Below are 24,663 nucleotides of genomic sequence, written 5' to 3'. Positions count from 1 at the left end.
GTGGCCGCTCAGTCGAACGACTGCGATCGCTACTGCTGGCAGAATGCGGTCGTGCTGGTGGGGCGGGATGCCGAGGTGAGGATGCTGCGTGACCTCCTCGACCGGGCGAAGAAGGGCCGGGGTGGCGCGCTCGTCATCCGGGGTGAGGCGGGCATCGGCAAGACGGCCCTCCTTCAGGCGGTCGAGGCGGAAGCCGGCGGGATGCGCGTCCTGCGGGCCACCGGCGTCGAGAGCGAGTCGCGGCTTCCGTACGCGGCGCTCCATCAGCTTTTGTTCCCCCTGACGGCACAGATCAACTTCGAGAGTGACCTGTACGCCGTGGCCCGGGCCGTGCTGGAGCTGATCGCCGACGCGGCGCCGGTGGTGCTCGTGCTCGACGATCTGCACTGGTTCGACAAGGAGAGCGGCGACGTGCTCGCCTTCGTGGCCCGGCGGATCGGCAGCGAGGCCGTGCTGGCCGTCGGGGCGACGCGGCTGCTGTCGCGGGAGTCGGGGCTGCCCGACCTGGAGATCGGGCGCCTGCCCGGTGATGTCGCGGCCGCCCTGCTCGACGCGCACGCCCCGGATCTGCCGGCGGTGGCCCGGCGGCGGCTGCTGACCGAGGCCGCCGGCAACCCGCTGGCCCTGGTCGAGCTGCCCAAGACGGCGGCCGGCCGCCTCCTGGACGAGACGTTGCCCCTGAACAGCCGCCTGGAGCGGGCTTTCGCCGCGCGGGCCGAGGACACCGGCACGGCCGGGCTGCTGCTGGTGCTGGCGGCCGACACCAACTGCGACCTCAAGCGGCTGCTCGCGGCGGCCGGCGCCGGGCTCGACGACGTGCAGCGGGCCATCGACGCCGAGCTGATCGTGCTCGACGGGGCCAGTCTGCGGTTCCGGCATCCGCTGATGCGCTCGGCCGTCTATCAGCGGGCGCCGCTGGCGGCCCGGCTGGCCGCGCACCGGGCGCTGGCCGAGCAGCTCGCCGACTTTCCCGACCGGCGGTTGTGGCATCTCGCCTCGGCCGCGGTCGGCACCGACGAGGGTCTCGCCGCCGAGCTGGAGCTTTACGCCGAGCGGGCCCGGGCCCGGGGCGCCACGATGGCGGCCGTGGCGGCGTTGCGCCGGGCCGGCGAGCTGACCGACCGGCCGGGGCGGCTCACCCTACGGGCGGCCGAGCTGGCCAGCGAGGTGGGCGCGCGGCACGAGGTCGAGCAGATGCTGGCCGGCAACGATCTCGGCGGCGCGGGGCCGGTCGAGCGGGCCCGGCTGGCCAACGTGCTCGAGGTGGTGCGCTATCCGCGCTACACCGATCCGCTGCGGCGAGTGCGGGAGCTGACCGACATCGCCGAGGCCGCCATCGAGGCGGGCAGCCCGGAGGTGGGACGGCAGGTGCTGTGGCGGGCCGCGTCGCGCTGCTTCTTCCAGACCACCGGTCCGGAGACGGCCGGGGCCCGCGCCCGCATCGCGTCGCTGGTGCAGGATGATCCGCTGTCGCTGGCGATCCTCGCGTACACGGTTCCGGAGGAGCGCGGCCGCGAGGTGCTTCAGAAGATCAGCGACTACGACGATCCCGAGGCGGCCCGGTGGCTGGGCAGCGCGGCGCTGGTGCTGGGCGACTTCGAGCGCAGCTCCAGCATGATCGGCGAGGCGGTCGACAGTGCCCGGTCGCAGGGCCGGCTCGGCGTGCTGGCCCGGCTGCTCGGCGGCAGCAACTGGGGACGGCTGTGGCTGGGTCAGTGGGACCGCGCGCACGCCGAGCTGACCGAGGCGCGCGGGCTGGCGCAGGAGACCGGCGAGGCCTTCTACGCGATGGCGGCGCAGACCAGCATCGCCGCGATCACCGCGATGCGCGGCGACCTCGACCGGGCGACCGAGCTGCTCGAGGAGGTCGAGGCCAGCCCGCTCACCGCCGGCATGCGATACATCCAGGTGGCGCTGGCTCAGGCGCGCGGTCTGGTCCATCTTTTCCGGGGTGAGGCTGGTCTGGCGTACGCAGTATTGGCCCGGACCTTCGATCCCGCCGAACCGACCTATCACCGTTACATGCGCTGGTGGCTGGTGCCCGACCTGCTCGACGCGGCGATCGGGGCCGGCCGGCTGGACGAGGCGCGCGAGGTGATCGCCGAGCTGCCCGAGCTGGCCGAGCGGGTGGGTGCGCCGATCCTCGTGGTCGCGGCGGAGTACGCCTCCGTCCTGACACATCCCGACACCGGCGAGATCACGACGCGGTGGCCTCTCTACCGCGCGAGGCTCCAGCTGCATCGCGGCCGGAAAGGCCGGCGGAACAAGGATCTTCTGCGCTCCGCCCGCGACACGTTCGACATGCTCGGCGCCACCCCGTGGGCCGACATGGCCCGAGCCGAGCTGCATGCCGCGGGCGAGCACAGTGGACAGCGGCGGGAAGCCGTACGGGAAAAGCTGTCTCCGCAGGAGTTGCAGATCGCCGCCATGGCGGCGGAGGGACTGACCAACCGGGAGATCGCCGAGCGGCTGTTCCTGTCCCACCGCACCATCGGCTCACACCTCTACCGGATCTACCCGAAGCTCGGCATCAGCCGCCGCGCCCAGCTCTCCGGCGTGCTAGGCGTGACGTAGGCCCCACTCGAGCGCCCGGTCGGCGATCTTCTCCCAGCCCGGCTCGGCGCAGGTCCAGTGCGAGCGGCCCGGCACCTCGACGTACTCGGTGATCGTGCCCTCGCCCTTGTAGTGGTGGGCGTTCGAGCGGTTCACCGACGGCGGCATGATGTGGTCCTCGCCGCCCGCGATGAACAGCAGCGGGGCCCGGTCTGGATTGTGGTAGTTCACCCACGTCTCCTGCTTGCCGGGCTTGAAATTCGCGATCAGTCCGTACGCCCAGACCCAGCTACCGGGAGCCGCGATGGCGTACCGGTCGTATGCCGCCCGCGCCTCCTCTTCCGACACGGTGTTCGTGAAGGAGTACCGCCACTGCTCGAAGGTGAAGCCGGCGGCCTGGTGCCGCTTCGCCGGGTTGTTCAGGATGGGGAACAGCGACTTGATCTGCGACGGCGGCGTGACCCGGATGCCCTCCGTCGGCGCCGAGTCGATCACCACGCCGGCCGCGCCGTGCCCACGGTCGAGCAGCAGCTGGGTCAGCGTGCCGCCGAACGAGTGCCCGATCAGGATCGGCTTCTCCGGCAGCGCCGTGATGACCTTCTCGAGGTGGGCGATGGTCTCGGGCACGGTCAGCGAGGCGATCGGCGACGGGTCCTCGCGCAGCGCCTCCACCTCCACCTCGAAGCCGGGGTAGGCGGGTGCGACGACGGTGTGGCCCTTGGCCTCGTAGTACGAGACCCAGTGCTCCCAGCTGCGCGGCGTCACCCACAGGCCGTGGATCAGGACGATCGTGCTCATGCGTCGTACTCCTTCAGGAAGGTCAGGAGGTCGTTCCCGAGCTGCTCCTTGTGGGTGTCGGTGATGCCATGGGGCGCGCCGGCGTACACGATCAGCTCGGCCTCTTTGATCAGCGCGGCCGAGGACTTGCCGCCGACGTCGAACGGCACGACCTGATCGGCGTCGCCGTGGATGACCAGCGTCGGCACGTCGAACTTGGCCAGGTCGGCCCGGAAGTCGGTCGCGGAGAAGGCGGCGATCGACTCGTACGCGTTGCGGTGCCCCGCCGCCATCGACTGGAGCCAGAACGCGTCCCGGATGCCCGGCGAGGCGAGCCCGCCGAAGAACGGCCCGTCGGCGAGATCGCGGTAGAGCTGCGACCGGTCCGCCGTCGATCCGGCCCGCAGATCGTCGAAGACCTTCGACGGCACGCCGTCGGGATTATCGGCCGTACGCAGCATGAACGGCGGCACGGCGGAGACGAGCACCGCCTGGGCCACCCGCGACGTGCCGTGCCGGCCGATGTACCGGGTGATCTCGCCGCCGCCGGTGGAGAAGCCGACCAGCGTCACGTCCCACAGGTCGAGGTGCTCGAGAAGAGCCGACAGATCATCGGCGTACGTGTCCATCTCGTTGCCGGTCCACGTCTGCGTCGACCGGCCGTGACCGCGGCGGTCGTGCGCGATCACCCGATAGCCGTGGGAGGCGAGGAAGAGCTGCTGCGCCTCCCAGCTGTCGGAGTTGAGCGGCCAGCCGTGGGCCAGGACGACCGGCCGGCCCGTACCCCAGTCCTTGTAGAAGATCTCCGTGCCGTCGGGCGTGGCCACGTAGCTCATCGGGCGGCCCTCTCGATCAGAGCGGTGGTGGCGCCGGGCTGGGAGATCATCGCGACGTGGGAGGCGTTCACCTCGGCCGTGCGCGCGCCGGCCCGCTTGGCCATGAAGCGCTGCACGGCGGCCGGGATGAGGTTGTCGTTGCGGGCGACCAGGTAGTACGACGGGATCGTCTTCCAGGCCGGCGCCCCCGACGTCTCCTGCAGGGTGCTCACGTCACCCGGGCGCTGACCGGCCCACATCACATCGGCCGTCGACCGCGACAGGTCACCGGCGAAGATCTCCTGGAAGACCTCCCGCCGGACGTAGCCGTCGCCGCTCTGCCCGTAGGGCCGGATCTCGAGCTGGGGCAGGCCCAGCTTGGTGCCGGGGAACTTGTTCTGCAGCGCGTAGACGCTGTCGCCGGCGTCGGGCGCGAAGGCGGCCACGTAGACCAGCGCCTTGACGTTCGGGTTGCCGATGGCGGCGTTCGTGATCACCATGCCGCCGTACGAGTGTCCGACCAGGACGATCGGGCCCTCGATGGTGGCGAGGATGCTCGCGATGTAGGCGGCGTCGGAGGCGACGCCGCGCAGCGGGTTGGCCGGCGCGAGCACGGGATAGCCGGACCGGATGAGCCGGCTCAGCACCCCGTTCCAGCCGGAGGCGTCGGCGAAGGCGCCGTGCACCAGAACGATGGTGGGCTTGGGCTTTTTCCTACCCGAGGCGGCGGCCGGCGTTGCCAGCACCCCGGTGGCGGCAATCGCCGCGGAGCCGGCCAGGACAGCGCGGCGGCTGAGCGTTGGCATGAGGTTCCTCTCGATCGGTGATCTCATGCAAACAGCGGGCCGTCGCCCGGACCATGCGGAACGTTATGCAGAACTTCCGCCTGCGCCGACCACTCCGTCGTCACCTGGCTGCGCCGGAACTGCCCGACCGCCTCGGCGAACGCCGCCCGCGCGGCGGCGTGATCACCGCGGGCCCGATGCGCCAGCCCCAGGGCCAGGTGGGTCCGGCCCAGCAGATGCGGCTCGCCGAACTTCTCGGCCAGCGGCAACGCTTCTCGTCCGGCGTCGACGGTCTCGTTCCACCGCTCCATCCGCGCGTATTCGTGCGTGAGGAACACCGAGGCGGCCACCCGGGCCGCGAACTCCGGTGCCGGTGCCAGCGGACGCCGAGCCGCCTCTTGCAGCGCGTGCCGATATTGCTCGGCCGCCTCCTCGGCCCGGCCCATCCCGCTCAGGGTGGCGCCGATGCCGATCAGCGTCTGCACATAGCCGTCGTGGTCGCCGACGGTGTCGGCCAGCTCCAGCGACCGCCGCATCAGCTCGAGCGCTTTGCCGCGCTCCCCCATCTGCGCGTACGCGTCGGCGGCGTAGATCAGGGCCGCCGCCTGCTCCTTGCGATCATCGAGTTCGACCGCCATCGCGTACGCGGCCATGGCCTGCTCCACCGTCTCCGGGTACCGGCCGTCGCAGAACGACATGGCCCACGCCTGGTAGTTGCGGTGCACGACCTCCTGCCGCCGGTCCGCGAGCCGCTCGGCCGACTCGCGCGACAGCGTGAAGACCGCCGACCACGGATCCACACTGTAGGTCCGGTCCGAATACCAGTGCAGCGACTCGGCCACGTCGACGACCCGCTGATGCTCACCGGCCGCCGCCGCCCGCCGCATCGCCCCGAACCAGCCGTCCACTTCGGCCTGAAGCCACGCCTGCGCCGGATCCCACTGCTCGGGCGCGCTCCCGTACGCCGGCTCGAACACCCGCCCCGAGGCGATCGCGGTGTCCAGATACCAGTCGATCAGCCGCTTCTCACCGCGCCGCCGCACCGCCGCCGGCTCCTCGGCCCGCAGCCGCGCCCGCGCGAACAGCCGGATCAGGTCGTGGAAGCGGTAACGGTCGTGCCCTTCCGGCTGCAACAGCCCCCGATCGAGCAGCTTCTCCAGCACATCCTCGGCGTCGTACCGGTCGAGCTCGGCGACAACCGCCGCCGCCGCGGCCGAGAAGGACAAGGTGGGCACATGGGCCAGCCGGCGGAAGACGGTCCGGGCCGTCTCCGGCAATTGGGCGTACGACGCGGCGAATGCCGCCTCGACCGGCGTCAACATCTCCAACCGCCGGTCCGCGTCGGACAACCGATCGGGGTCGTGCAGGTTGGCGGCGATCCGCAGAGCGAGCGGCAGATATCCACAGAGCCGCGCGATTTCGCCGTCGTTCCCGCCGCCCCCGCCCAGCAACTCGACCGCCGCTGGCGCCGGCAGCGGCGCCAACGCGATCCGCCGTACGGCTTCCAGCCCACCCAGCACCCGCCGGCTGGTCACCACAACCGCGCTGCCGGCCCCCGGAAGCAGCCCGCGCACCTGCCCCTCACCACCGGCGTTGTCCAGAATCAGCAGGCAGCGCCGCTGCCCCAGAATCGCCCGCAGCTGCCCGCCGCGCTCCTCGTCCCCCCGCGCGATCTGCCGGGAGCTGACCCCGAGAGCCCGCAGAAGCACGGTCTGCGCCTCACCGGCGCTCGCCCCGCCCCCAGGCTCGGTGCCGCGCAGATCGAGATAGAAGCACCCGTCCGGGAACAGCTCCCGATGCAACTCGGCGGCCCGAATGGCCAGCCCGGTCTTACCAACCCCGGGTTGCCCGTGCACCACCGTGACCGACGCCGCTTCCTCGAATGCTTTGCCGATGGCGGCCAGCTCATCGTCGCGCCCCACGAAGTGCCCACTGCGCCGGGGCAGATCACACATCCGCGGCCGCCCGGTGGTGACGGTCTCCCGCCCCGCCTTGGCCAGTTCCCCCAGCACGGTGTCCCCACCCAGCGCCGCGGAGAGCGCCGCCACGGTCCGCGGCTGCGGCGTCCGGCTGCGCCCACGCTCCATGTCGCTGATGGCCCGGGCACTGACCCCCGACGCCTCAGCCAGCCCTTCAATGGTCAGCCCCGCGAGCACGCGCAGCTCCCGAAGCCGCCGCCCGAACTCCAGCCCAGTCTGTTCCGTGAGTGTCATAGCCAACACGACGCTATAGACACGCTGACCAGCCCAATCGGCCCTCAGCGCACCGTTCTGGACCCTCCGTGCACGGCTTCCCAGCACCCCCACGCCACAGTCCCCGGCGTCGCCAGAACGTCGGGCGACGAGCCGCAGGAGTCCTATCGCCACCGGACGCCACGCCCGGTGTACGTGATGATCGGGGACGAACTCGCCGCCGAGATCGCCAACGCCCCCGTCGACTCCCCGATTGCCACCGAGAAGGACATCCAGCAACGCTGGGACATGGCTCGCGCGCACGGCCATCGCTCCCACGGACGACAGGGCCGGCGTTCGAGAGCCGCCACCCACCCCGGCCCGACACCGCACCCACCGCACCCACCGCACCCACCGCACCGTGGGGCTTCCGGGGCTCGGCCCCGGAGCAGATATGACAAGACGCCCCCGGTCCGCGCTTTTCAGCGGACAGAGAGCGTCCAAGTCTTGTGGAGCTGTGGGGATTTGAACCCCAGACCCCCTCGATGCGAACGAGGTGCGCTACCAGACTGCGCCACAGCCCCTTACCGATCCCCCGGAACTCGTCCGTGGAACCGCAGCAAGGCTAACAGGTTGCGCAGCCTCACCGCGAACCGACCCCCATAACGGGCCTCAGGCCGTGTGGTGGCGGCCGCCCGCCTCGTAGGCCCGGCCCCGCAGGCCGCCCGTTCGGCGGTACGACACCGAGGCCGTCGCGGCCGGTGGGAGGTCCTGGTCCAGGCCCATCGCCGCCCGCCTGACCGCCTCCTTCTGGGCCGCCAGGCGGCGCTGGGCCTCCCGGCGGGCCGCCTGGCGGCGGGCCTGCTCGCGGCGGACCTCGGCCTGGCGGGCCGCCAGCCATGCCGCCTCGCGGGCCTCCTCGCGGCGGCGCCGGCGGTCCGCTATCGCGCGGTTGCGCAGGTGGATCAGGTCGATCACCAGCAGTGTGAACGTCACGGCGAAGCCGATCCAGAAACCGGGGCCGACCGCCAGCACGCCGATCAGCTCGATCAGGTTGAGCAGGAGCAGCGCCGCGAAGACGCGCCGGCGCCGCACCACCGCCGAGGTGTGCCGGCGCGTGGGCACCCGCCGCGCCGGCCTGCGGCCCGGCTTGACCAGCCGGAGGCGGGGTTTGGCCGGGGACACCGGCGAAGACGCCGGCGAGACCGTAACCGAGACCAGCCGGCCGGGGTTGATCGGTCGGCGTCCGGGCACGGTTCGGCGACGGCGGTGGCGCAGCAGCACCCTCGCCGTCGACGACGCCCGCTCCGCGGCCAGCCGCTCGGTGGCGTCGTACCGGCGCACGAGCGCGGGCGCGAGGGCGAGCAGACCGGCCGCGGTGAGGACGGCGAGGAGCACCGAGGTCGGCACCCTCACCCCTCCCGTCAGCTACGGGCGGTCCGCTTTTACAACTCCCGGCCGCGGACCGCAAGACCCAATCTCCCCGAGGCTACGGGCGCGAGCTGCGGAAATGGTCACGGCGCGCCGGGCGTGTCAAGGGCCTCCTCAGGCGCGCACGCGGCGCCAGCGGGCCAGCAGTCCGCCTTCGGCGGCCACTTCCTCGCTGGTCAGGGCATATCCGAGATGGTCTCGCCAGCTGCCGTCGATGTGCATGTAGCGCTGGTGGTAGGCCTCTTCGCGGAAGCCGAGCTTTTCGACGACGCGGCGGGACGGCTTGTTCTCGGGGCGGATGTTGACCTCGATGCGGTGCAGCCCGCCGGGGCCGAAGGCGTGGTCGACGGCCAGGGCCAGCGCGGTCGGGATGACGCCTCGGCCGGCCACCCGGGCGTCGACCCAATATCCCGCGTAGGCCGAGCTGAACGCCCGCCGGACGATGTTGCCGAGGTTGAGGTGGCCGACCAGGCTTTCCCGGCCGTTCTCCTGGAGGCAGACCGCGAACGGCATGCTCTCGCCGCGCCGGGCCGAGCGTTTCATGTCCTGGTAGACGTAGCCGAAGGCGCGGGCCGAGTTCATCTCGGACCACGGGCCGGGCGGGGCCGACTCCCAGGGTGCGAGCCATTTCTGGTTCGCCACGCGCACCTCGGACCAGGCTCGGGCGTCGCTGCGCTTGTAGGGGCGCAGCACGACGGGTCCGTCCGCCAGGACGGCAGGCCATCCGGGCGTGGACCCCAGCATCATCGCCTCCGGTCGAGGAGCAACACGTCCACGGTCGAGCCGGCGGCCGCCGTGGTGACGCGCTCACCGAGGACCAGCAGGCCGTTGGCCTCGGCAAGGCCGGAGAGAGTGTACGGCCCACCGGCCAGCGGCTGCACCGTGTGCCCCCCGCCGCGCCGTTCGGTGACGAACGCGGGGCGGAACTCGCGCAGGCCGCCGGGCGAGGAGATGGTCTCCAGCAGGTGGGCTTTGACGCTGGGGCGGAACACCGGCTCGGCCCCCGCGAGCAGCTGGATCACCGGGTGGGCCAGCACCTCGAAGCCGATCAGGGCGGCGCCGGGCTCGCCGGGCAGGCAGATCACCGGCACTTCCTCGCCGCCGACCGTGCCGAAGCCGAGCGTGCTGCCGGGGCAGAGCGCCACGTCGGTGAACTCGACGACGCCGCGGCCGGGGTCGCGGCGGGAGAGGACCCGGCGCAGCATGTCGCCCGGGCCGGTGCCGGTGCCGCCGGTCGTGATGATCAGGTCGGCCCGCAGAGTCTGGTCTTCCAGCAGGCCGCGCAGGCCTTCCGGGTCGTCGTCACAGATGCCTATTCGGTACGCCAGCGCGCCGGCTTCGACGGCGGCCGCGGTCAGCGCGTGGGAGTTGGCGTCGACGACCTGCCCGGGCTGGCTGGGCCGGCCCACGTCGACCAGCTCGTCGCCGGTGGCCACGACGACCACGCGCGGGCTGGGCCGGACGACGACGTGCCCGATGCCGGAGGCGGCGAAGGTCGCCACCATGGCCGGGGTGACGTACGCGCCCTTGGGGGCGAGCACCTGACCGACCCCGACCTCTTCGCCGGCCCGGCGGACACCCGAACCTCGTTTCGGCGCGTGCAGGATCTCCACCGCGGCCATGCCCTGGTCGGTCCAGTGCACGGGCACGACCACGTCGGCGCCGATCGGCAGCGGCGCTCCGGCGGCCACCGAGAAGCAGGTGCCCGGTGAGAGCCGGACCGGCCGCCAGCTGGAGGCGCCGAGGTCGCCGACGACGTTGAGCCGGACCGGGCGCGGGCCGCCCTCGACCCGGCCGAACGAGGGGTGCGAACCGACCCGGCCCGCACCGCCGAGGTCCTCCCAGCGGGCGGCGTAGCCGTCGATCGCCGCCTGGTCGAACGCCGGGTACGGATGCGGCGCGAGGACGTCGGTGGCCAGGGTGTTGCCGTGCGCCTGGGTGAGGTCGAGGTCGAGCGGAGGCAGCGGCCGGAGCCTGCGCAGCACGCTGCCCAGGTATTCGGCGAGAGGCTTCAGCTCGTTGGCGGCCGCCTCGGCATCGGCCGTGGCCGTCATCCCCTCGCACCGCCGGCGACGAACTCGGCCAGCCAGCTCCGGAACTCCTCGCCCAGGTCGTCGCGCTTGGCCGCCAGCATGACGACCGTCTGCAGATATCCGAGCGGCATGCCGGTGTCGTACCGGTGGCCGCGGTAGACGATGGCGTGCACCGGGGTGCCGTCGGCCAGCAGCTGGGCCATGGCGTCGGTCAGCTGGATCTCGCCGCCGCTGCCGGGCTTGGTGTCGGCGATCGCCTCGAAGATCGAGGCGGGCAGGACGTAGCGGCCGAGGACGGCCAGGTTGCTGGGCGCCTCGTCGGGCGCGGGTTTCTCGACCAGCCCGGTCACCTCGACCACATCCTGACCGAAGTCGGAAGAAGCGACCGAGGCGATGCCGTAGCGCGAAGTCTCCGACGGCTTGACCTCGCCCAGCGCCAGCACGATGCCGCCGGTGCGGGCCTGCAGGTCGAGCATGTCGGGCAGGAGCGGCTTGTCCTGTTCGACGAACTCGTCGCCGAGCAGCACCGCGAACGCGTTGTCGCCGACGTGCGAGGCGGCGGTGCCGACCGCGTGGCCGAGGCCGAGGGGCTCGCCCTGGCGGACGGTGTAGATGTCCGCGAGGTCACTCGTACGGCGTACGGCCGCAAGCCTTTGACTGTCGCCTTTCTCTTCGAGCCGGGCCTCGATGTCGGGCCGGCGGTCGAAGTGGTCGACCATCGCGGTCTTGCCGCGGCCGGTGACCAGCAGGACGTCGGTGATGCCGGCGGAGGCCGCCTCCTCCACGATGTACTGAAGGACGGGCCGGTCGACGACGGGCAGCAACTCCTTGGGCACGGCCTTGGTGGCCGGCAGGAAACGCGTAGCCAGTCCGGCCGCGGGGATGACAGCTTTCACCGCCCGGCGGCCTGACGCTTGCGCGTTCGAGGTCATCGAGGTCACCGCACCTTCAGTCGATCGAGCCCGTGACATGCAGCGAGACTATCGGCCACGCGCCTGCCCGGGCGGTCGTGGCCCGGTCGGCACGGCCGTCTTGGGATCCAAGTTTCCTTCATGAACTGCCGGGGAAACTTGCGAATTTGTCACATCCGCGGCCTCGGCCAGGCGATATGTGTCCCGGCCGGCCCTCTTGGCGGCGTACAGGGCGGTGTCGGCCGCGGCCAGGACCTGCTGCGCGCCGGCACCGTGCTCGGGGTAGACGGCCACCCCGATCGACACGGTGACCGGGATGAGCAGGTCGTCGGGCCGCAGCGGATCGATCGGCACGGGCCGGTCGCGCACGGCGGCGCCGAGCCGCTCGGCGACGATCGCCCCGCCGTACGCGTCGGTCTCCGGCAGCAGCACCACGAACTCCTCCCCGCCCTGCCGGAACGCCACGTCGACCTCGCGCAGCCCGACCCGGATGCGCCGGGCGAACTCGCCCAGCACGGCGTCGCCGGCCGCGTGCCCGTACGTGTCGTTCACGTCTTTGAAGTGGTCGAGGTCGAGCACGAGCACCGCGAGCATCCGCCCGAACCGGCTCGCCCTCTCCACCTCCCGGCGCAACGACTCACGCAGGTAACGGTAATTCCAGAGGCCGGTGAGCGGGTCGGTCAGCGAGAGCCGCTGCGCCTCCTCGTGCATCCGCACGTTGTGCACGGCCACGCCGGCCTGCCCGGCGAAGGTCCGCAGCGTGCTCAGGTCGGCGTCGTCGAAGGAGTCACCGCCGACCCGGTCGTAGAGGGCGAGGACGCCGAGGGTCTCGGGTTCGTCCCCGTCCTCGATCGGCGCGCAGATGGGCACGGCGACATAGCTCAGGCAGGGCGGCTCGGCGGTGGCCAGCTCGCCCTGTCCGCGGCGCGGCTCGCCGCTGGCCGCGACCCCGCCCAGCACGCCCTCGCCGACCGGGAGGCGCTGCTGGGGCAGGTCGGCGTCGGGCAGGTCCCAGGTGCCGGCCAGGCCGACGCCGCATTGGGCGACCAGCTGCCCGCTCACCGGGTCGATGAGCAGCACGAGACCGGCCCGGGCGCCGGTCGCGGCGAGCGCGGTCCGCAGGATGACCTGCAATATCCGCTGGAGGTCGTGGGTGCTGGAGAGGGTCTCGCCGAGGATGGCCAGGTGCCCGCGGAGCTGGTCCCGGCTGGCGGTGAGCGCCTGCACGTAGGCCTGGAGCTCCCGAGTCATGCGGTTGAAGGTGGCGGCCAGCCGGCCGAGCTCGTCCGGGCGCAGGATCGGCACGCGGGTGTCGAGGTCGCCGTCGGCCACGCGGCCGGCGGCCCAGGCCAGTTCGCCGAGCGGCCGGGTGGTGGTGCGGGCGAGCCAGCGCGCGACCAGCACGGCGGCGAGGGCTGCGGCTAATACGACGGCCGGGAGTACGGCGTACAGCAGAGTCGGCCTGTTCGTCGGCACAGTGATCGTGAGCGGCAGGGGCTGGCCCGGCTCGGGGGCGAGGCGCAGAGTCTGCCCGGTCTCGTCTCCGCTGGTCAGCGTCACTCGGGTGCGACTGGCCACGCTGAGCCGGGCGAGGAACGCGCCGTCGACGGCCTGCGAAGCCGCGATGGTCGTGCCGCCGACGACCGACGCGGCGGTCAACGGGCCATCGCCCGGGTTCGAGCAGCTCTCCCGCTGCGTGGCGCCGATCTCGATGCCGGTGGCCAGGCCGCGCGCGATCAGCTGGCCCGCCACCGCGGCTCGGTCATTTTCGGGCACCACCGCCACGGCGTCGGCCACCGCCTGAAGTTGGCGGCAGGCGGCGGAGACGCTCGTACGGACGGCGGTCGCGGCACGGTCCAGCCGCTCGGCCGTCCGGTCCCGGCTCACCGTGGTGACGGTCAGGGCGACGAAGATGGACCCGAGCAGGACCGGACCGAGCACGACCACCAGAAAAGCGGTGGTGAGCCGGCCACGTAGCGTCACGCATCCTCCCGGGAGTGGCCCTCTTTGGAGCGATGCTGACATAGTGTGCACCGTTTGCCGCTTTTCAAAAGGGGGTGTTGCATGCCCGATTTAACCGGTGACGCGGAAAGATCTCGCACCGCCAAGATCGCACTCCGCAGTCGCCTGCTCACCGCCCGGCGTCAGGCGCCCGCCTCGGATGCCGCCCTTCAAGATCAAGTGCTTGCTTTGGTACGGACTGAGCACCCGTCCACCATCGCCGCATACGTTCCGGTCGGCACCGAACCCGGCGGACCGGACCTGGTCCCGTCGCTGGCCGCTCACGCGCGCGTCCTGCTCCCGGTGCTCCTGCCCTCCGGCGACCTGGACTGGGCTGAGTATTCGGGCTCACTCGAACGTGGGCCGCGCGGCCTCTTCTCTCCGAGTGGCCCGCGGCTGGGCGTGGAAGGCATCCTTCTCGCCGACCTGGTGCTGGTGCCCGCGCTCGCGGTGGATCGCCGAGGTCTGCGCCTGGGACGCGGCGGGGGATCGTACGACCGAGCCCTGGCCCGCCTCTCGGAAGGGCAGCTGGTGGTGGCCCTGCTGCACGACGGTGAGCTGCTGGAGGAGGTGCCGGCCGAGCCGCACGACCGGCCGGTGCACGGGGTCATCACCCCGCACGGCGGTCTATTCCTGACCCGGAAGTGACGTCCGCCCAACGCTCAACCCGCCGTTCGAGTGGACGAAATGACCTCCGATGGCGCAACATTGGCACTCGGAGTTGGCGAGTGCCAACAGCCGAAAGATCCGGAGGAGCCGTGCCTACCTACCAGTACGCCTGCACCGAATGCGGCCACCAGCTCGAGGCCGTGCAGTCGTTCTCCGACCCGGCTTTGACCGAGTGCCCGAACTGTGACGGCAAGCTCCGCAAGGTCTTCAACTCGGTCGGCATCGTCTTCAAGGGTTCGGGCTTCTACCGCAACGACTCCCGCTCCGGCAACGTGAGCGCCGAGAAGTCCGCGTCGACAAACGGCGACGCCACCAAGAAGTCCGACTCGTCGACCTCGAGCTCGTCGAGCGACTCGTCCTCCAGCTCCTCCTCGACGTCGTCGACCTCCGCGTCGTCTTCGTCGTCCTCTTCGTCGAGCAGCGGCGCGTCCTCGTCGACCACAAAGGCCCCCGCCGCCTCCTAGAAGCAACGCCCAAGATCGCGCCGGTCCCCCTGGCGCGATCTTCGCGCACCCTCAACCGCGCCGCACAGCCTCGCCAGCGCCTTCTGGCGCCCTCGCGCCGACGCCTTCGCGCGGCCCACCCAACGCCTTTCTGGCAGCCTTCCCCTTCCTTCGGGGAGCGCCCTTCCTTGAGGCAGCGCCGCTCTCTGAGCCAGCGCCACTCCCTGAGCCAGCGCCACTCCCTGAGCCACCGCCGCTTCCTGAGCCACCGCCGCTTCCTGAGCCAGCGCCACTCCCTGAGCCACCGCCGCTTCCTGAGCCAGCGCCACTCCTCCAGGCCGCGCCCTTCCTTCAGGCAGTGCCCTTCCTTCAGGCGGCAACTTTCTCTCCGCGCCGCCGCTCTGCCGCGCCTTTCCTTGCGCGCCGAGGCCTACCAAAGTCACCTGTGACCGGGCCGGTTATCCACAATCCCGCGTTGTCCACAGGCTCGGAGCGGGCGATCTTCCTTTCCGCCTAACGTCCGTGCCGGCGCCGAGACCACGACGCCAGGGCGAGCGGGAGGGGACAGGACGATGGCCGGACCGAGCAAGTCCCGGCTCGGGCGGGCCATTCCCCAGCCGCACGGGAACGCAAGCCGCGACAGCGGCGAAGGGCGCCTCGATCCCGTGCGACGGCGCCGGCCGGCCCGCGGCACGCTGCTACGCCTCGCGGCAGTCGCGGCCCTGCTGACCCTCGCCGCCCTGGTGTCGTGGTCACCCCCACCGGGATGCGACCCACCCACCGGCACAGTGCTCACGCTGCCGTCCGGTCACAACACCCACTCACCCGGCGCCCCATCGGACTCAGGCGCCGCCCCGCCGAGCTCCTCGACCGCCGCTCCACGTGGAGACCCAGCCGCGCCACCAGGAGACCCAGCCGCCGCGCCAGGAGACTCAGCCGCCGCGCCGTCAGGAGACTCAGCCGCGGCGCTGCCTGCATCAGGTCCCGGCGGGGCCGGCCGTGCCGCCGTGCCCTCGGGGACAGTCGGCGTTCCCATCCGGCTGGCCGACCCCACGGCGCTGTCGCTGGTCAAGCCCGGCAACCGGGTGGACCTTCTGCGCCTCGACGACAAGGGCGCGACCACTCCCGTAGCCGCCGCCGCGCTGGTCCTGACGGTCACCGGCGCGTCGGACCCCACCACGGGCGGCCTGCTGCTGGCCCTGCCACCGGCCGAGGCCGAACGAGCCGTGGTCACGTCCGACCACGGCTTCGCCATCCTCATCCGCCCCGGCTGACCGGCCTCGTGCGCGCGGTCACCAGTGGGGCGGGCGGTCCTCGAGCAGGCGCTCATCGTTGTCGGAGGAGCGTTCGCCCCAGCCGCGCTCGGTGTCGTCGCGGGTCTGATCGGGGAGGACGGGTGCCTCCTCGGACTCGAAGTCGACCTCGCGTTCGCCGTCCAAGTCGCGCTCGGGCTCATCCAGGATGTCCACGTCTAAGAGGGTAGGCCCGCGCCGTTGCGGAAGTCTTCCCCCTTCGGCTGTACCGTCGGTGAACGTGAGCAGCCCCACCGGCGTCCCGGACGACTCTTACTGGCAGCGACCGGATCCTGACTCTCCCGTGCCCGGCCCGGGCCCTGAACCCTCCGGGCCTGCCCCGAAGCCGGAGGCGGCCTATCCGGGCCCACCGCGACCCACCCCGCCGTCGCCGCACTGGCGGCCGCCCACGATCTCCCAGCCGCCGCCTCCGCGCAGCATGCCGGGGCAGGACATGGACGCCCTCGACGAGTCCGAGGGCTCGGCCCGCACGGTGACCTACGGCGTCGGCCTGGTCGCGGGCGCCATCGCTCTCATCCTCATGTGCCTGCTCTGCGCCCGAGCCATCTTCTGACCCCGGCCCGCCGGCTGTTCGGGGCCGGAAGTAGGCAACGCCACCCCCGGCTGTGCGGGGCCGGCTGCGAACAGCAAACGCCGGCGTGGTGGCTCCGAGCCGCCGCGCCGGCGCTGCTGGTCGCTGTGAGGGCTAGTAGGTGCCCCACACGGCGGTGGCGCCCGAGTCGCCCGTTTTGTAGACGTAGTAGCCGGATAGCACGGCCAGAACAACCACCACGATCGCGCCTGCGACCTCGCCGATCAGGGGGAGACGGCCGGTGCGGCGCCAGGTGAGAGCGACCAGCACGAGGCTGGCGACGCCCAAAGCCAGCGCGAACCAGAACGTACGCGTTCCGTAGCTCATGTGGTCGTCAAGGATCACCTTGCCGGTGCCCTTCAGGCCCTGCCCGACCAGACGGTTGTAGAGCTCCTCCCCCGACTCCTTCGCCACGAACGTCGACACCGGCGCGGCCACGGCCAGCAACGCCACCGCCCAGCCCAGCTTGGGACGCCACCGTGGCACCAGCGCGTAAACGATGGCCGCGAGGGCCAGCAGCGGAACGAACACCACCGCGGCATGCAGCACCAGCGCATGCACCGGCAGGCCGTTGATCTGGTCGAACACGAAGCCTCCTCATCGAACCGGTCGGCCGTCAGCTTAGAAGTACCTGACGCCGCAAATGTTCTCGTGTCCGCTTACGCCCATCGTCGGTTCCCGGTTCACCTCGGCGCAGGTATTCCCGCGCACAATGGTTGGGGATTCAACCGATCCGTGCTGTCATTGACCGATGCCGAACGGTGAAGACCTGCTACGTGACCACGGGTTGCGTGTCACCAAGCCACGCCTCGCCGTGCTGGACATCCTCACCGGCGGCGGCCATCTCGAGGTCGAGGAGATCGCCAAACGGGCCCGGGTACGCCTCGACTCCGTGTCGACCCAGGCGATCTACGACGTGCTCGGCGCCCTCTCCCGGGCCGGCCTGGCCCGGCGGCTGGAACCGGCCGGCAGCCCGGCCCGCTATGAGGCCCGGGTCGGCGACAACCACCACCACATCGTCTGCCGGGGCTGCGGCGAGATCGCCGACGTCGACTGCGTGGTCGACGAGCGGCCCTGCCTCACGCCCGCCACCAGTCACGGCTTCCAGCTCGACGAGGCCGAGGTGACGTTCTGGGGGCTCTGCCCGGCCTGTCAGAAGCGCCGCGACGCCGAGGCGTGAATTCCGGTATCTGAACGGGTTCAACTTCTGGCGGTCTGCGTGGCACCCTGGATGGCATGAGCGACGTCGGGCTGTTCGGACCGGATTCGGTCACCTGGAAGCTGCACCGCGAACCGATTCTGATGCTCGGCGGACTCCGCTCTCTCTATCTGCAGGCCCTGCATCCGCGGGCCGTGGCCGGTGTCGCCCAGAACTCGGGCTACCGCGCCGACCCGTGGGGCCGCCTGACCCGCACCTCGGCCTACGTCGCCACCGTGATCTACGGCAGCACCGACGAGGTCGAGCGGGCCTCCAGCCGCCTGCGCCGCCTGCACTCCAAGATGACGGCCGTCGACCCGCGCACCGGCGAGACGTTCCGCGTCGACGAGCCCGACCTGCTCCGCTGGGTGCACGTCACCGAGGTCGAGTCGTTCCTGACCACCGCCACCCGGGCCGGCCTGCGGCTGACGCCCGACGAGATCGACCGCTACTACACCGAGCAGCTCCAGGCGGCCGAGCTGGTCGGCCTCGACCCGGCCACCGTGCCGTCGACCGCCGCCGAGGTGGCCGCGTACTACGAAGAGATCCGCCCCGAGCTGGGCATGACCCGCGACACCGCCGAGACCGCGCTCTTCCTGACCGTCCCGCCGGTCCCGCAGACCTGGGGCCCCCGCGCTTTCCGCCTGGGCCTCACCCTGGGCCCCACCCGCTGGGCCTACCTGGGCATAGCCGGCACCGCCGTGGCCCTGCTCCCGCCGTGGGCCCGCCGCCTTTACGGCGGCCTGGGCTGGCCCACCACCGACGTGACGGCCGACCTCTCGATCCGCGGCCTGCGCCTGCTCCTGGCCACGATCCTGTCCACCCTGCCCCGCCGCTACCGCGACAGCTCCATGCGCCAAGCCGCCCTGGCCCGAGCCCGACCAGCCACCGCCTGACCGACAACCACATCCCCGGCCCCACCCCGCGCCCCAGGTCCTCGACGCGCGCAGGAGTGAGGAAGGGGATGGGAAGGGACCCGCTCAAGGGAGCGGAAGAGAAAGAGAAGCGGCGGGCAAGCAAGGGAAAGCCGGGAAGAAGCGCGGCAGCAGCGCACGGCAAGGGCAAGAGGGCCCCGGCAGACGCGGGGTCGGCTCAGGGGGTCAGGTGGGACACCGCCGCCCACGGTTCCTTGGCCGGGGTCTCCGCGCCGGCCGGGCAGACCTTGCGGAAGTCGCACCAGCCGCACAGGGGGCCCGGGTTGGTGGGGAACTCGGCGTCGGGGTCGGCGCCGTCGGCCACTGCCTTCTCGGCGGCCATGATGTCGCGGGCCGTGTCTTCGGCCCGGCGGACCTGGCGGGACAGGGACTCCTCGGTGTGCTCATGGGCGGCCACCGTGCCCGTCGGCAGGTGGTGGAGCTCCACCCGGTAGCTCGGGCGGCGGAAGACCCGCTGGGCGGCGAACGCATACAGGGCGAGGGCCATCGAGCCGCGCGCGTCGTCGGCGTCCGTGCCCGTCCGGCCGGTCTTGTAGTCGACGATCACGGCCTCGGGACCACTCGGGCCGGGGCGCGAGTCGATGCGGTCGGCCCGGCCGTTCAGGGCCAGCACCGCCGTTTTCGCGGCCACCGTCCGCTCGACGCCGAGCGGCTCGTCGTCCGGGTCGAGGCCGGACACGTACGTCTCCAGCCAGCCCAGCGCCGCGCGGTAGGCGGCTCTCTCCTGATCGACGTCGCGGTAGCCCTCGCGTACCCACGTGCTCTTGAGAAGCGTGGGCAGAACGCCCGGGTCTCGCCGACCGACCGGCAGGCCGTACCAGTTCTTCAGCGCCGTGTGGACGCTGGCGCCGAGCGAGTTGTGCGCCCACGGTGGACCCTTGGGCGGGGCGGGACGCTCGACATACGCGTATTTGTACCGCCGGGGACAGTCGGTGAAGGCGCCCAGCTTGCTCGGCGTGCACACGAAGAGCCGCTCGGGCATGCCGTCGAAACCGAGCTGCTCGGGGACGCCGGCGCGGGATCTGGTGGGAGGCACCGTGCAATCCTGCCAGGCGGGTACGACAGAAACGCGGTCAGAAGGCCGCCGCGTACATCTCCACGAAGGCCGCGACCGCGTCGGCGATCAACTGCACCGCGATGGCGGCCAGCAGCAGGCCGGCGATGCGGGTCAGCACCTCGATGCCGGCCGGGCGCAGCAGCTTGACGATCACGCCGGAGAAGCGCAGCACGACCCAGACCGTGATCATGACGAGCAGGATGCCGATCGCGATCACCAGGTATTCGTCGAAACCCTCCGCACGCTGCACGAACAGCATGGTCGCGACGATCGCGCCCGGGCCGGCCAGCAGCGGGGTGCCGAGCGGCACGAGCGCCACGTTGCTGGTGCCGCCCTGTTCGGCCGGCTCGTCGGTCTTGCCCGTGAGCAGCTGCAACGCGACCAGCACGAGCAGCAGACCGCCGGCGCCCTGCAGCGCGGGCAGCTGCACGTGGAGATAGTCGAGCAGGGTCTGCCCGGCCACCGCGAACCCGACGATCACGCCGAGCGCGAGCAGCACGGCCTGCGTCCCGGCCCGCACCCTGTCCTTGGCCGCCATCGTTCCGGTCAGCGCGAGGAAGACCGGCACCATGCCGGGAGGGTCGACGATCACCAAGAGGGTCACGAAGACCTCGCCGAGGAACTTGAGATTCACCCGATCAAGGTAGGGGCCGAGGGCGCCGGCCCGCAGTTTGATGCGGCCAGCGTCACCCCAGCACAGGCACACCCGTGGCGGCGGACACGATTTTCTCGTACGCCGAAGAAGCCGTCAGGAACGCACCCAGCCGCACCGTCTTGTGGGTCCCGTGGAAGTCCGACGATCCGGTCACCACCAGGCCGAGACTCTCGGCGAGGGCCCGCACGTGCGCCCTCTCCTCCGGCGAGTGGTCCTCATGATCGGCTTCCAGCCCGAACAGACCGGCCTCGGCCAGCTCGACGATCAAGCGGTCCGGCACGACACGCCCGCGCACCGTCGCCCGCGGATGAGCAAAAACGGTCACCCCACCAGCGGCCCGCACGGCTCGCACTGCCTCGAAAACATCAAGATCCGATTTGGGTACGAAGTAACGCGCGCCCAGCCACTGCGAATGGAACGCCTCGGTCGTCGTCCGGACGAGCCCGGCCCGGATCAGCGCCTGCGCGATGTGCGGCCGGCCGACCGAGCCGCCCGCCGCGTAGCCGTGCACCTCTTCCCAGGTGATCGGCACGCCGTCGGCCGCGAGCTTGTTCACGATCTTCTCGGCCCGCTGTTCCCGGTCGGTGCGCAGCCGGGCCAGGTCGCCCGCGAGCCGCGGCTCGGCCGGGTCGAACAGATAGGCCAACATGTGCAGCGCGATCGGCGGCTCGGCGCCGTGCCAGCGGCAGGACAGCTCGGCCCCGCGCACCAGCTGAAGCCCCTCGGGCCGGGCCGCGGCGGCCGCCTCCCACCCACCCGTGGTGTCGTGGTCGGTGATCGCCATGACGTCGAGACCGGCCTCCGCGCCCGCCTTGACCAGCTCAGCGGGGGTCAGAGTGCCGTCGCTGGCGGTCGAATGGCAGTGCAGGTCGATTCGGGTCACCTGAGAACGCTACCGGCCGCGTGTCGCGGGCTGCCTGTCGACAGCCCGATCCGTACGTCACATCGTTTAATGCGATCTTGCATGGGTTTTCCGCCGCGGGAAGGCACAGTTACGCGTCGTCGCCTTCGCTGTCCTTGCCGAGTCGCGCCTCGACGGCCTGCGGCTCGTACATCTCCTCGACCACCCGCAGGTAGAGCTCGTTCGGGTTGGGCAGGTACTTGACCTCGCGCAGCGCCTGGTCCTGGCCGGCCGACTCGAGGACGAAGGTGCCGTAGCTGAGCATGCGGCCGAGGGCCGACTGCTCGTACTTCATGTCGGTGACCCGCAGCAGGGGCATCATGGCCACCCGGCGGGTGACGATGCCGTTGACGACCATGACCCGCTTGTTGGTCAGGATGAACCGGTCGAAGTACCAGTCGAAGACCTTCCAGGCGACCCAGCTGATCACGCCGAGCCAGATCAGGACGGCCACGGTCACCAGGCCGGTGACGTTCTGCCGGGTCAGGAAGCCGGCCAGGTAGCCCAGGGCGAGGGTCGCGCCGGCGCCGATGCCGAGCGGGCCGGTGAGGCTGATCCAATGTCTCTTCCACTCGCCGCGGTAGCGCTCGGTCGGGAAGAGGTAGCGAGCGACCAGTGTGGTCGGTTCGTCCTCGAGCGGCAGCACCCTACGTGGACCGCCGCCGCCCTCGGGGCCGAGGCCCGCGAGCTCGTCCTCGGTGATGATCGGCGGCTCGTACTCGTCGCCGGGGTCGCCGTCGGAGGCATAGCCGGCACTGGGCGAGTAACCGGCGTCGGGTGAGTAGCCAGGACCGTCGGAGGCCCGGCCGCGCCGCGCGTACGCGGACACGTCGTCGAACGCCTCGTCGTTGTACCCGTAGTTGTCGTCGTCCTCCGGAGGGCGGCCTGCACCCTCGCGTCGAGGCTCGTGCGGCTCAGCAGGACCACCCATGTGGTGATGCTAAGCGACGAGGTTCGTGAAGAACGTGCCGAAGCCCCGGGCAATATCGGCGATCGTGCCTCCGAGTGACTCGAAGACCGACGCCGCCGAGTTCGGGTTGAAGGCGATGAAAAAGATCAAGAACGCGATACCAAGCCAGGTCAGAACCTTCTTGATCATGGCGGGCCTTCTCCTGTGGGTGCGGGTGACGGTCAGCGCCGCGGCAGTACTGACGGTATCAGTTTCGTCGCTCGGTGTGAACAATGTGGCCGAAAAGCCGATACCGTCTCCGCAGGTCAACGCCCAACTTTCAAGCTTTTCCCTGCAGGCACGGTGACGGCGCTCCGTACACGAGCTCGGACGGCACCCCCTCGGAGAGATCGTGCAGGACGACGTGCTCCGCGAGGAAGTAGCCCGCGCTTGCGGGCCACGCTACCGCATAGAGCCACATTCCTTTCGCCTCACTCACGTACGCACTTCGATCCTCCGGGGACTTGACGCACCACAGTGGAGTGGGGTGTCCAGCCGCCTTGATCTTGGCGTGAGGTCCAGGATGGCCACTCGGATCGGCGAGCGCCTCGGCGATGAGATAGCCGGGGTCGAAGCCCGGAATGCCGGCGAACCTGGTGCCCAGTCCGACACCCGGCTGCTCGGCGATCAGCATGACGTCGGCTGGCCCTCCGGCGAGCGGCTCGGGGCCGCTGCAGGCGATCGCGGTGGCGCGCACGCCCCGGCGATCGTCACCCGCCCAGCCGGCCCCGGTGACCATCCACCCGGCCGGCAACGGCCACGGGCACCAGAACGGCACCTTCTCGGGCGACGAGGCCTGGCGGCGCAGCATGCTGTCGACGATGTCCGCGTTGATGTGCTCCGCGACATGGAACGGGGGCACATCGCCGCAGTTGTCACAGCGCCAGTCGCTGTGCATCAGGTCCGGCTTCCGAACCTGTGCACCACACCTGGGGCAACTCACCGTGACACCCACATCCACTACCGTGCGGCCCGCGACGGCCCTCGTCAAGCGGATCCGCAGAACCCGGACGTATCAGCGAGATTCACCCGGGCGGGGGTCCCGCGTGCGCGCGAATCCAGGCGTGCATCGCGATGCCACTGGCGACCCCCGCGTTGATGGAGCGCGTGGAGCCGTACTGGGCGATCGAGAAGAGCTCCGAGCAGGCGCCTCGCGCCGCCTCGGACAGACCCGGGCCTTCCTGGCCGAACAGCAGGACGCAGCGTTGCGGGAGGGTGGTCGTCTCCATCGGCCGCGAGCCGGGCAGGTTGTCGATGCCGATCACCGGCAGGTCCCGCTCGGCGGCCCAGCCGGTGAACTCCTCGATCGTCGGGTGATGGCGCACGTGCTGGTAACGATCGGTGACCATGGCGCCACGGCGGTTCCACCGGCGTAACCCCACGATGTGCACCTCGGCCGCGAGGAACGCGTTCGCGTTGCGCACCACGGTGCCGATGTTGAAGTCGTGCTGCCAGTTCTCGATCGCCACGTGGAAGCCGTGCCGGCGGGTGTCCAGATCCTCGACCACAGCTTCGCGGCGCCAGTAGCGGTAACGGTCCACGACGTTGCGGCGATCGCCGTTGGCCAGCAGCTCCGGGTCGTACCGCTCATCAGTGGGCCACTCGCCGGACCAGGGGCCGACGCCCACTTCGGCGGACTCGTCCTCACCGATCATCATGGGCGGTCACGCTACCCAGTCACCGGAAGACACAGTCGGCAGGAGACGCAATGAGCGGCGGGGCCCTCCCCGGCACCCGCCGCCCACGCTTTGTTGGGGCAAGTGTGCCTTACCGTCCGTATCTATGTGAAGAATACTCAGGTGTGACCCAGGTCACATTTAAGTTTGTTGCCTATTACCGTGGGCGAGATGGATCTCGCGTAGATGTGACAAAAGGGACGCCACGAGTTGCTTCGTTAACCGCAGCGTGTCGCTCACCTATCGTTACGATGGGTGGCCTACGGCCCACCCCGTGTCTTGAATTCGTGCTGTAGACCACGTGTCATCCGCCGCCGAGGCGGGAATGGCGAGTGGGACGGATGGGTTTCACCGCACGAAAGCCAATTTCCCGTGGACGGAGACATCATGGCGACGGTTGCGCTGACCGCTGAGAACTTCGACGAGGTGACCGGCAAGGACGGAATCGTCCTGGTCGACTTCTGGGCTAGCTGGTGCGGGCCGTGCGTCCGCTTCGCTCCGACCTACGAGCGCTCCTCGGAGAAGCACGAGAACATCACCTTCGGCAAGGTCGACACCGAGGCCGAGCAGGCGCTCGCCGCGAAGTTCGACATCCGCTCGATCCCGACGATCATGGCCGTCCGCGACGGCGTCATCGTCTTCTCGCAGCCCGGGGCGCTCCCCGAGTCGGCTCTCGAGAACCTGATCGAGCAGGTCGAGAAGCTGGACATGGACGAGGTGCGCCAGCAGCTCGCCGCGCACAGCCACTGATCTCGTAGATACCTCGAAGACCCGCCGCCTGACAGGGCCGGCGGGTTTTTCGTTGGTACGCGTGTTCGA

The 24,663-nt window shown here is 71.0% G+C and carries 25 protein-coding genes, 1 tRNA gene and 1 pseudogene; 8 read left to right on the top strand and 19 right to left on the bottom strand.

Annotated elements, in window-relative coordinates; genetic code table 11:
• Complete coding sequence (locus tag CRP55_RS02615; protein ID WP_179854987.1) at positions 1 to 2,574, top strand: AAA family ATPase; 2,574 nt, start codon at positions 1 to 3, stop codon at positions 2,572 to 2,574.
• On the opposite strand, the gene CRP55_RS02610 is transcribed toward CRP55_RS02615, so the two are convergent.
• The 10 genes and pseudogenes from CRP55_RS02610 to CRP55_RS02565 all read right to left on the bottom strand — a co-directional run bounded on the left by CRP55_RS02610 (position 2,560) and on the right by CRP55_RS02565 (position 13,459).
• The gene (locus CRP55_RS02610; protein ID WP_097317809.1) at positions 2,560 to 3,351 is read right to left on the bottom strand and encodes an alpha/beta hydrolase; all 792 of its coding nucleotides are present in this window, start codon (positions 3,349 to 3,351) and stop codon (positions 2,560 to 2,562) included. The two genes, CRP55_RS02615 and CRP55_RS02610, sit on opposite strands and share 15 nt — an antisense overlap.
• Positions 3,348 to 4,343 (bottom strand): alpha/beta fold hydrolase, encoded by a 996-nt coding sequence (locus CRP55_RS02605; RefSeq protein ID WP_438865759.1) that lies wholly within the window; start codon positions 4,341 to 4,343, stop codon positions 3,348 to 3,350. Before CRP55_RS02605 ends, CRP55_RS02610 begins: the two co-directional genes overlap by 4 nt.
• Positions 4,253 to 4,951 (bottom strand): annotated as a pseudogene (locus CRP55_RS02600) (alpha/beta hydrolase); the annotation flags it as partial. The pseudogene CRP55_RS02600 and the gene CRP55_RS02605, both read right to left, overlap by 91 nt.
• A 23-nt stretch (positions 4,952 to 4,974) precedes the next feature.
• Positions 4,975 to 7,143 carry a tetratricopeptide repeat protein gene (locus tag CRP55_RS02595; protein WP_179854986.1) on the bottom strand — a complete coding sequence of 723 codons (2,169 nt, stop codon included), beginning with the start codon at positions 7,141 to 7,143 and terminating at the stop codon, positions 4,975 to 4,977.
• 468 nt (positions 7,144 to 7,611) lie between these two features.
• A tRNA-Ala gene (locus tag CRP55_RS02590) sits at positions 7,612 to 7,685 on the bottom strand.
• A gap of 88 nt (positions 7,686 to 7,773) precedes the next feature.
• Positions 7,774 to 8,511 carry a divisome protein SepX/GlpR gene (gene sepX / locus CRP55_RS02585; RefSeq protein WP_097317805.1) on the bottom strand — a complete coding sequence of 246 codons (738 nt, stop codon included), beginning with the start codon at positions 8,509 to 8,511 and terminating at the stop codon, positions 7,774 to 7,776.
• 135 nt (positions 8,512 to 8,646) lie between these two features.
• Entirely contained in the window at positions 8,647 to 9,279 is a 633-nt protein-coding gene (locus tag CRP55_RS02580) for a GNAT family N-acetyltransferase (protein WP_097317804.1), read from the bottom strand.
• Positions 9,276 to 10,586 (bottom strand): molybdopterin molybdotransferase MoeA, encoded by a 1,311-nt coding sequence (locus CRP55_RS02575; protein ID WP_097317803.1) that lies wholly within the window; start codon positions 10,584 to 10,586, stop codon positions 9,276 to 9,278. Before CRP55_RS02575 ends, CRP55_RS02580 begins: the two co-directional genes overlap by 4 nt.
• The gene (locus tag CRP55_RS02570) at positions 10,583 to 11,497 is read right to left on the bottom strand and encodes a UTP--glucose-1-phosphate uridylyltransferase (RefSeq protein ID WP_097318695.1); all 915 of its coding nucleotides are present in this window, start codon (positions 11,495 to 11,497) and stop codon (positions 10,583 to 10,585) included. The genes CRP55_RS02575 and CRP55_RS02570 overlap by 4 nt, the downstream gene beginning before the upstream one ends.
• Positions 11,498 to 11,545: 48 nt before the next feature.
• Positions 11,546 to 13,459 (bottom strand): sensor domain-containing diguanylate cyclase, encoded by a 1,914-nt coding sequence (locus tag CRP55_RS02565; protein ID WP_179854985.1) that lies wholly within the window; start codon positions 13,457 to 13,459, stop codon positions 11,546 to 11,548.
• An 81-nt stretch (positions 13,460 to 13,540) separates the two neighbouring features.
• Between CRP55_RS02565 and CRP55_RS02560 the strand changes: the two genes are divergently transcribed.
• The 3 genes from CRP55_RS02560 (at position 13,541) to CRP55_RS02545 (ending at position 15,863) form a co-directional block, all read left to right on the top strand.
• Positions 13,541 to 14,125, top strand: coding sequence for a 5-formyltetrahydrofolate cyclo-ligase (locus CRP55_RS02560; RefSeq protein WP_097317801.1), 585 nt, complete (start codon positions 13,541 to 13,543; stop codon positions 14,123 to 14,125).
• 110 nt (positions 14,126 to 14,235) lie between these two features.
• Positions 14,236 to 14,610, top strand: a complete 375-nt coding sequence (locus tag CRP55_RS02555) for an FmdB family zinc ribbon protein (protein WP_097317800.1) — start codon at positions 14,236 to 14,238, stop codon at positions 14,608 to 14,610.
• A gap of 986 nt (positions 14,611 to 15,596) precedes the next feature.
• Positions 15,597 to 15,863 carry a hypothetical protein gene (locus CRP55_RS02545; RefSeq protein ID WP_097317799.1) on the top strand — a complete coding sequence of 89 codons (267 nt, stop codon included), beginning with the start codon at positions 15,597 to 15,599 and terminating at the stop codon, positions 15,861 to 15,863.
• Between the two features lie 18 nt (positions 15,864 to 15,881).
• Here CRP55_RS02545 and CRP55_RS52735 read toward each other — a convergent pair whose 3' ends face one another.
• Positions 15,882 to 16,058, bottom strand: a complete 177-nt coding sequence (locus CRP55_RS52735; protein ID WP_179854984.1) for a hypothetical protein — start codon at positions 16,056 to 16,058, stop codon at positions 15,882 to 15,884.
• A gap of 64 nt (positions 16,059 to 16,122) precedes the next feature.
• Between CRP55_RS52735 and CRP55_RS02540 the strand changes: the two genes are divergently transcribed.
• Entirely contained in the window at positions 16,123 to 16,455 is a 333-nt protein-coding gene (locus CRP55_RS02540; RefSeq protein WP_245922751.1) for a translation initiation factor 2, read from the top strand.
• A 132-nt stretch (positions 16,456 to 16,587) separates the two neighbouring features.
• Here CRP55_RS02540 and CRP55_RS02535 read toward each other — a convergent pair whose 3' ends face one another.
• The gene (locus CRP55_RS02535) at positions 16,588 to 17,061 is read right to left on the bottom strand and encodes a DUF2231 domain-containing protein (protein ID WP_097317797.1); all 474 of its coding nucleotides are present in this window, start codon (positions 17,059 to 17,061) and stop codon (positions 16,588 to 16,590) included.
• A gap of 163 nt (positions 17,062 to 17,224) precedes the next feature.
• Between CRP55_RS02535 and CRP55_RS02530 the strand changes: the two genes are divergently transcribed.
• The gene (locus CRP55_RS02530) at positions 17,225 to 17,653 is read left to right on the top strand and encodes a Fur family transcriptional regulator (protein WP_097317796.1); all 429 of its coding nucleotides are present in this window, start codon (positions 17,225 to 17,227) and stop codon (positions 17,651 to 17,653) included.
• 56 nt (positions 17,654 to 17,709) lie between these two features.
• Positions 17,710 to 18,567: an oxygenase MpaB family protein gene (locus CRP55_RS02525; protein WP_097317795.1), complete on the top strand. Its 858-nt coding sequence runs from the start codon at positions 17,710 to 17,712 to the stop codon at positions 18,565 to 18,567.
• Positions 18,568 to 18,763: 196 nt separating this feature from the next.
• On the opposite strand, the gene CRP55_RS02520 is transcribed toward CRP55_RS02525, so the two are convergent.
• The 7 genes from CRP55_RS02520 to CRP55_RS02495 all read right to left on the bottom strand — a co-directional run bounded on the left by CRP55_RS02520 (position 18,764) and on the right by CRP55_RS02495 (position 23,826).
• Positions 18,764 to 19,588: a RecB family exonuclease gene (locus CRP55_RS02520; protein ID WP_097318694.1), complete on the bottom strand. Its 825-nt coding sequence runs from the start codon at positions 19,586 to 19,588 to the stop codon at positions 18,764 to 18,766.
• 91 nt (positions 19,589 to 19,679) lie between these two features.
• Entirely contained in the window at positions 19,680 to 20,297 is a 618-nt protein-coding gene (locus CRP55_RS02515) for a MarC family protein (RefSeq protein ID WP_097318693.1), read from the bottom strand.
• 52 nt (positions 20,298 to 20,349) lie between these two features.
• Positions 20,350 to 21,201 (bottom strand): PHP domain-containing protein, encoded by an 852-nt coding sequence (locus CRP55_RS02510; protein ID WP_097317794.1) that lies wholly within the window; start codon positions 21,199 to 21,201, stop codon positions 20,350 to 20,352.
• Positions 21,202 to 21,310: 109 nt separating this feature from the next.
• Positions 21,311 to 22,150, bottom strand: a complete 840-nt coding sequence (locus CRP55_RS02505; RefSeq protein ID WP_097317793.1) for a PH domain-containing protein — start codon at positions 22,148 to 22,150, stop codon at positions 21,311 to 21,313.
• Positions 22,151 to 22,159: 9 nt separating this feature from the next.
• Entirely contained in the window at positions 22,160 to 22,438 is a 279-nt protein-coding gene (locus CRP55_RS51925; RefSeq protein WP_143234367.1) for a hypothetical protein, read from the bottom strand.
• Positions 22,439 to 22,448: 10 nt separating this feature from the next.
• Positions 22,449 to 23,111: a DUF6758 family protein gene (locus CRP55_RS02500; protein WP_342751507.1), complete on the bottom strand. Its 663-nt coding sequence runs from the start codon at positions 23,109 to 23,111 to the stop codon at positions 22,449 to 22,451.
• A gap of 82 nt (positions 23,112 to 23,193) precedes the next feature.
• Complete coding sequence (locus tag CRP55_RS02495) at positions 23,194 to 23,826, bottom strand: TrmH family RNA methyltransferase (protein WP_097317791.1); 633 nt, start codon at positions 23,824 to 23,826, stop codon at positions 23,194 to 23,196.
• A gap of 405 nt (positions 23,827 to 24,231) precedes the next feature.
• Between CRP55_RS02495 and trxA the strand changes: the two genes are divergently transcribed.
• Positions 24,232 to 24,594 carry a thioredoxin gene (gene trxA, locus CRP55_RS02490; RefSeq protein ID WP_097318692.1) on the top strand — a complete coding sequence of 121 codons (363 nt, stop codon included), beginning with the start codon at positions 24,232 to 24,234 and terminating at the stop codon, positions 24,592 to 24,594.
• The last annotated feature ends 69 nt before the right edge of the window (positions 24,595 to 24,663 follow it).

It is taken from the genome of Paractinoplanes atraurantiacus, assembly GCF_900215205.1.
Taxonomy (GTDB): Bacteria; Actinomycetota; Actinomycetes; order Mycobacteriales; family Micromonosporaceae; genus Actinoplanes; species Actinoplanes atraurantiacus.
This window is presented reverse-complemented; position numbering and strand designations above follow the sequence as displayed.

Coding starts and splice junctions, on each gene's coding strand:
- CRP55_RS02610 (WP_097317809.1), bottom strand. CDS start 3,351: ATGAGCACGATCGTCCTGATCCACGGCCTGTGGGTGACGCCGCGCAGC.
- CRP55_RS02595 (WP_179854986.1), bottom strand. CDS start 7,143: ATGACACTCACGGAACAGACTGGGCTGGAGTTCGGGCGGCGGCTTCGG.
- CRP55_RS02580 (WP_097317804.1), bottom strand. CDS start 9,279: ATGATGCTGGGGTCCACGCCCGGATGGCCTGCCGTCCTGGCGGACGGA.
- CRP55_RS02575 (WP_097317803.1), bottom strand. CDS start 10,586: ATGACGGCCACGGCCGATGCCGAGGCGGCCGCCAACGAGCTGAAGCCT.
- CRP55_RS02570 (WP_097318695.1), bottom strand. CDS start 11,497: ATGACCTCGAACGCGCAAGCGTCAGGCCGCCGGGCGGTGAAAGCTGTC.
- CRP55_RS02560 (WP_097317801.1), top strand. CDS start 13,541: ATGCCCGATTTAACCGGTGACGCGGAAAGATCTCGCACCGCCAAGATC.
- CRP55_RS02530 (WP_097317796.1), top strand. CDS start 17,225: ATGCCGAACGGTGAAGACCTGCTACGTGACCACGGGTTGCGTGTCACC.
- CRP55_RS02525 (WP_097317795.1), top strand. CDS start 17,710: ATGAGCGACGTCGGGCTGTTCGGACCGGATTCGGTCACCTGGAAGCTG.
- CRP55_RS02520 (WP_097318694.1), bottom strand. CDS start 19,588: ATGCCCGAGCGGCTCTTCGTGTGCACGCCGAGCAAGCTGGGCGCCTTC.
- CRP55_RS02505 (WP_097317793.1), bottom strand. CDS start 22,150: ATGGGTGGTCCTGCTGAGCCGCACGAGCCTCGACGCGAGGGTGCAGGC.
- CRP55_RS02495 (WP_097317791.1), bottom strand. CDS start 23,826: ATGATGATCGGTGAGGACGAGTCCGCCGAAGTGGGCGTCGGCCCCTGG.
- trxA (WP_097318692.1), top strand. CDS start 24,232: ATGGCGACGGTTGCGCTGACCGCTGAGAACTTCGACGAGGTGACCGGC.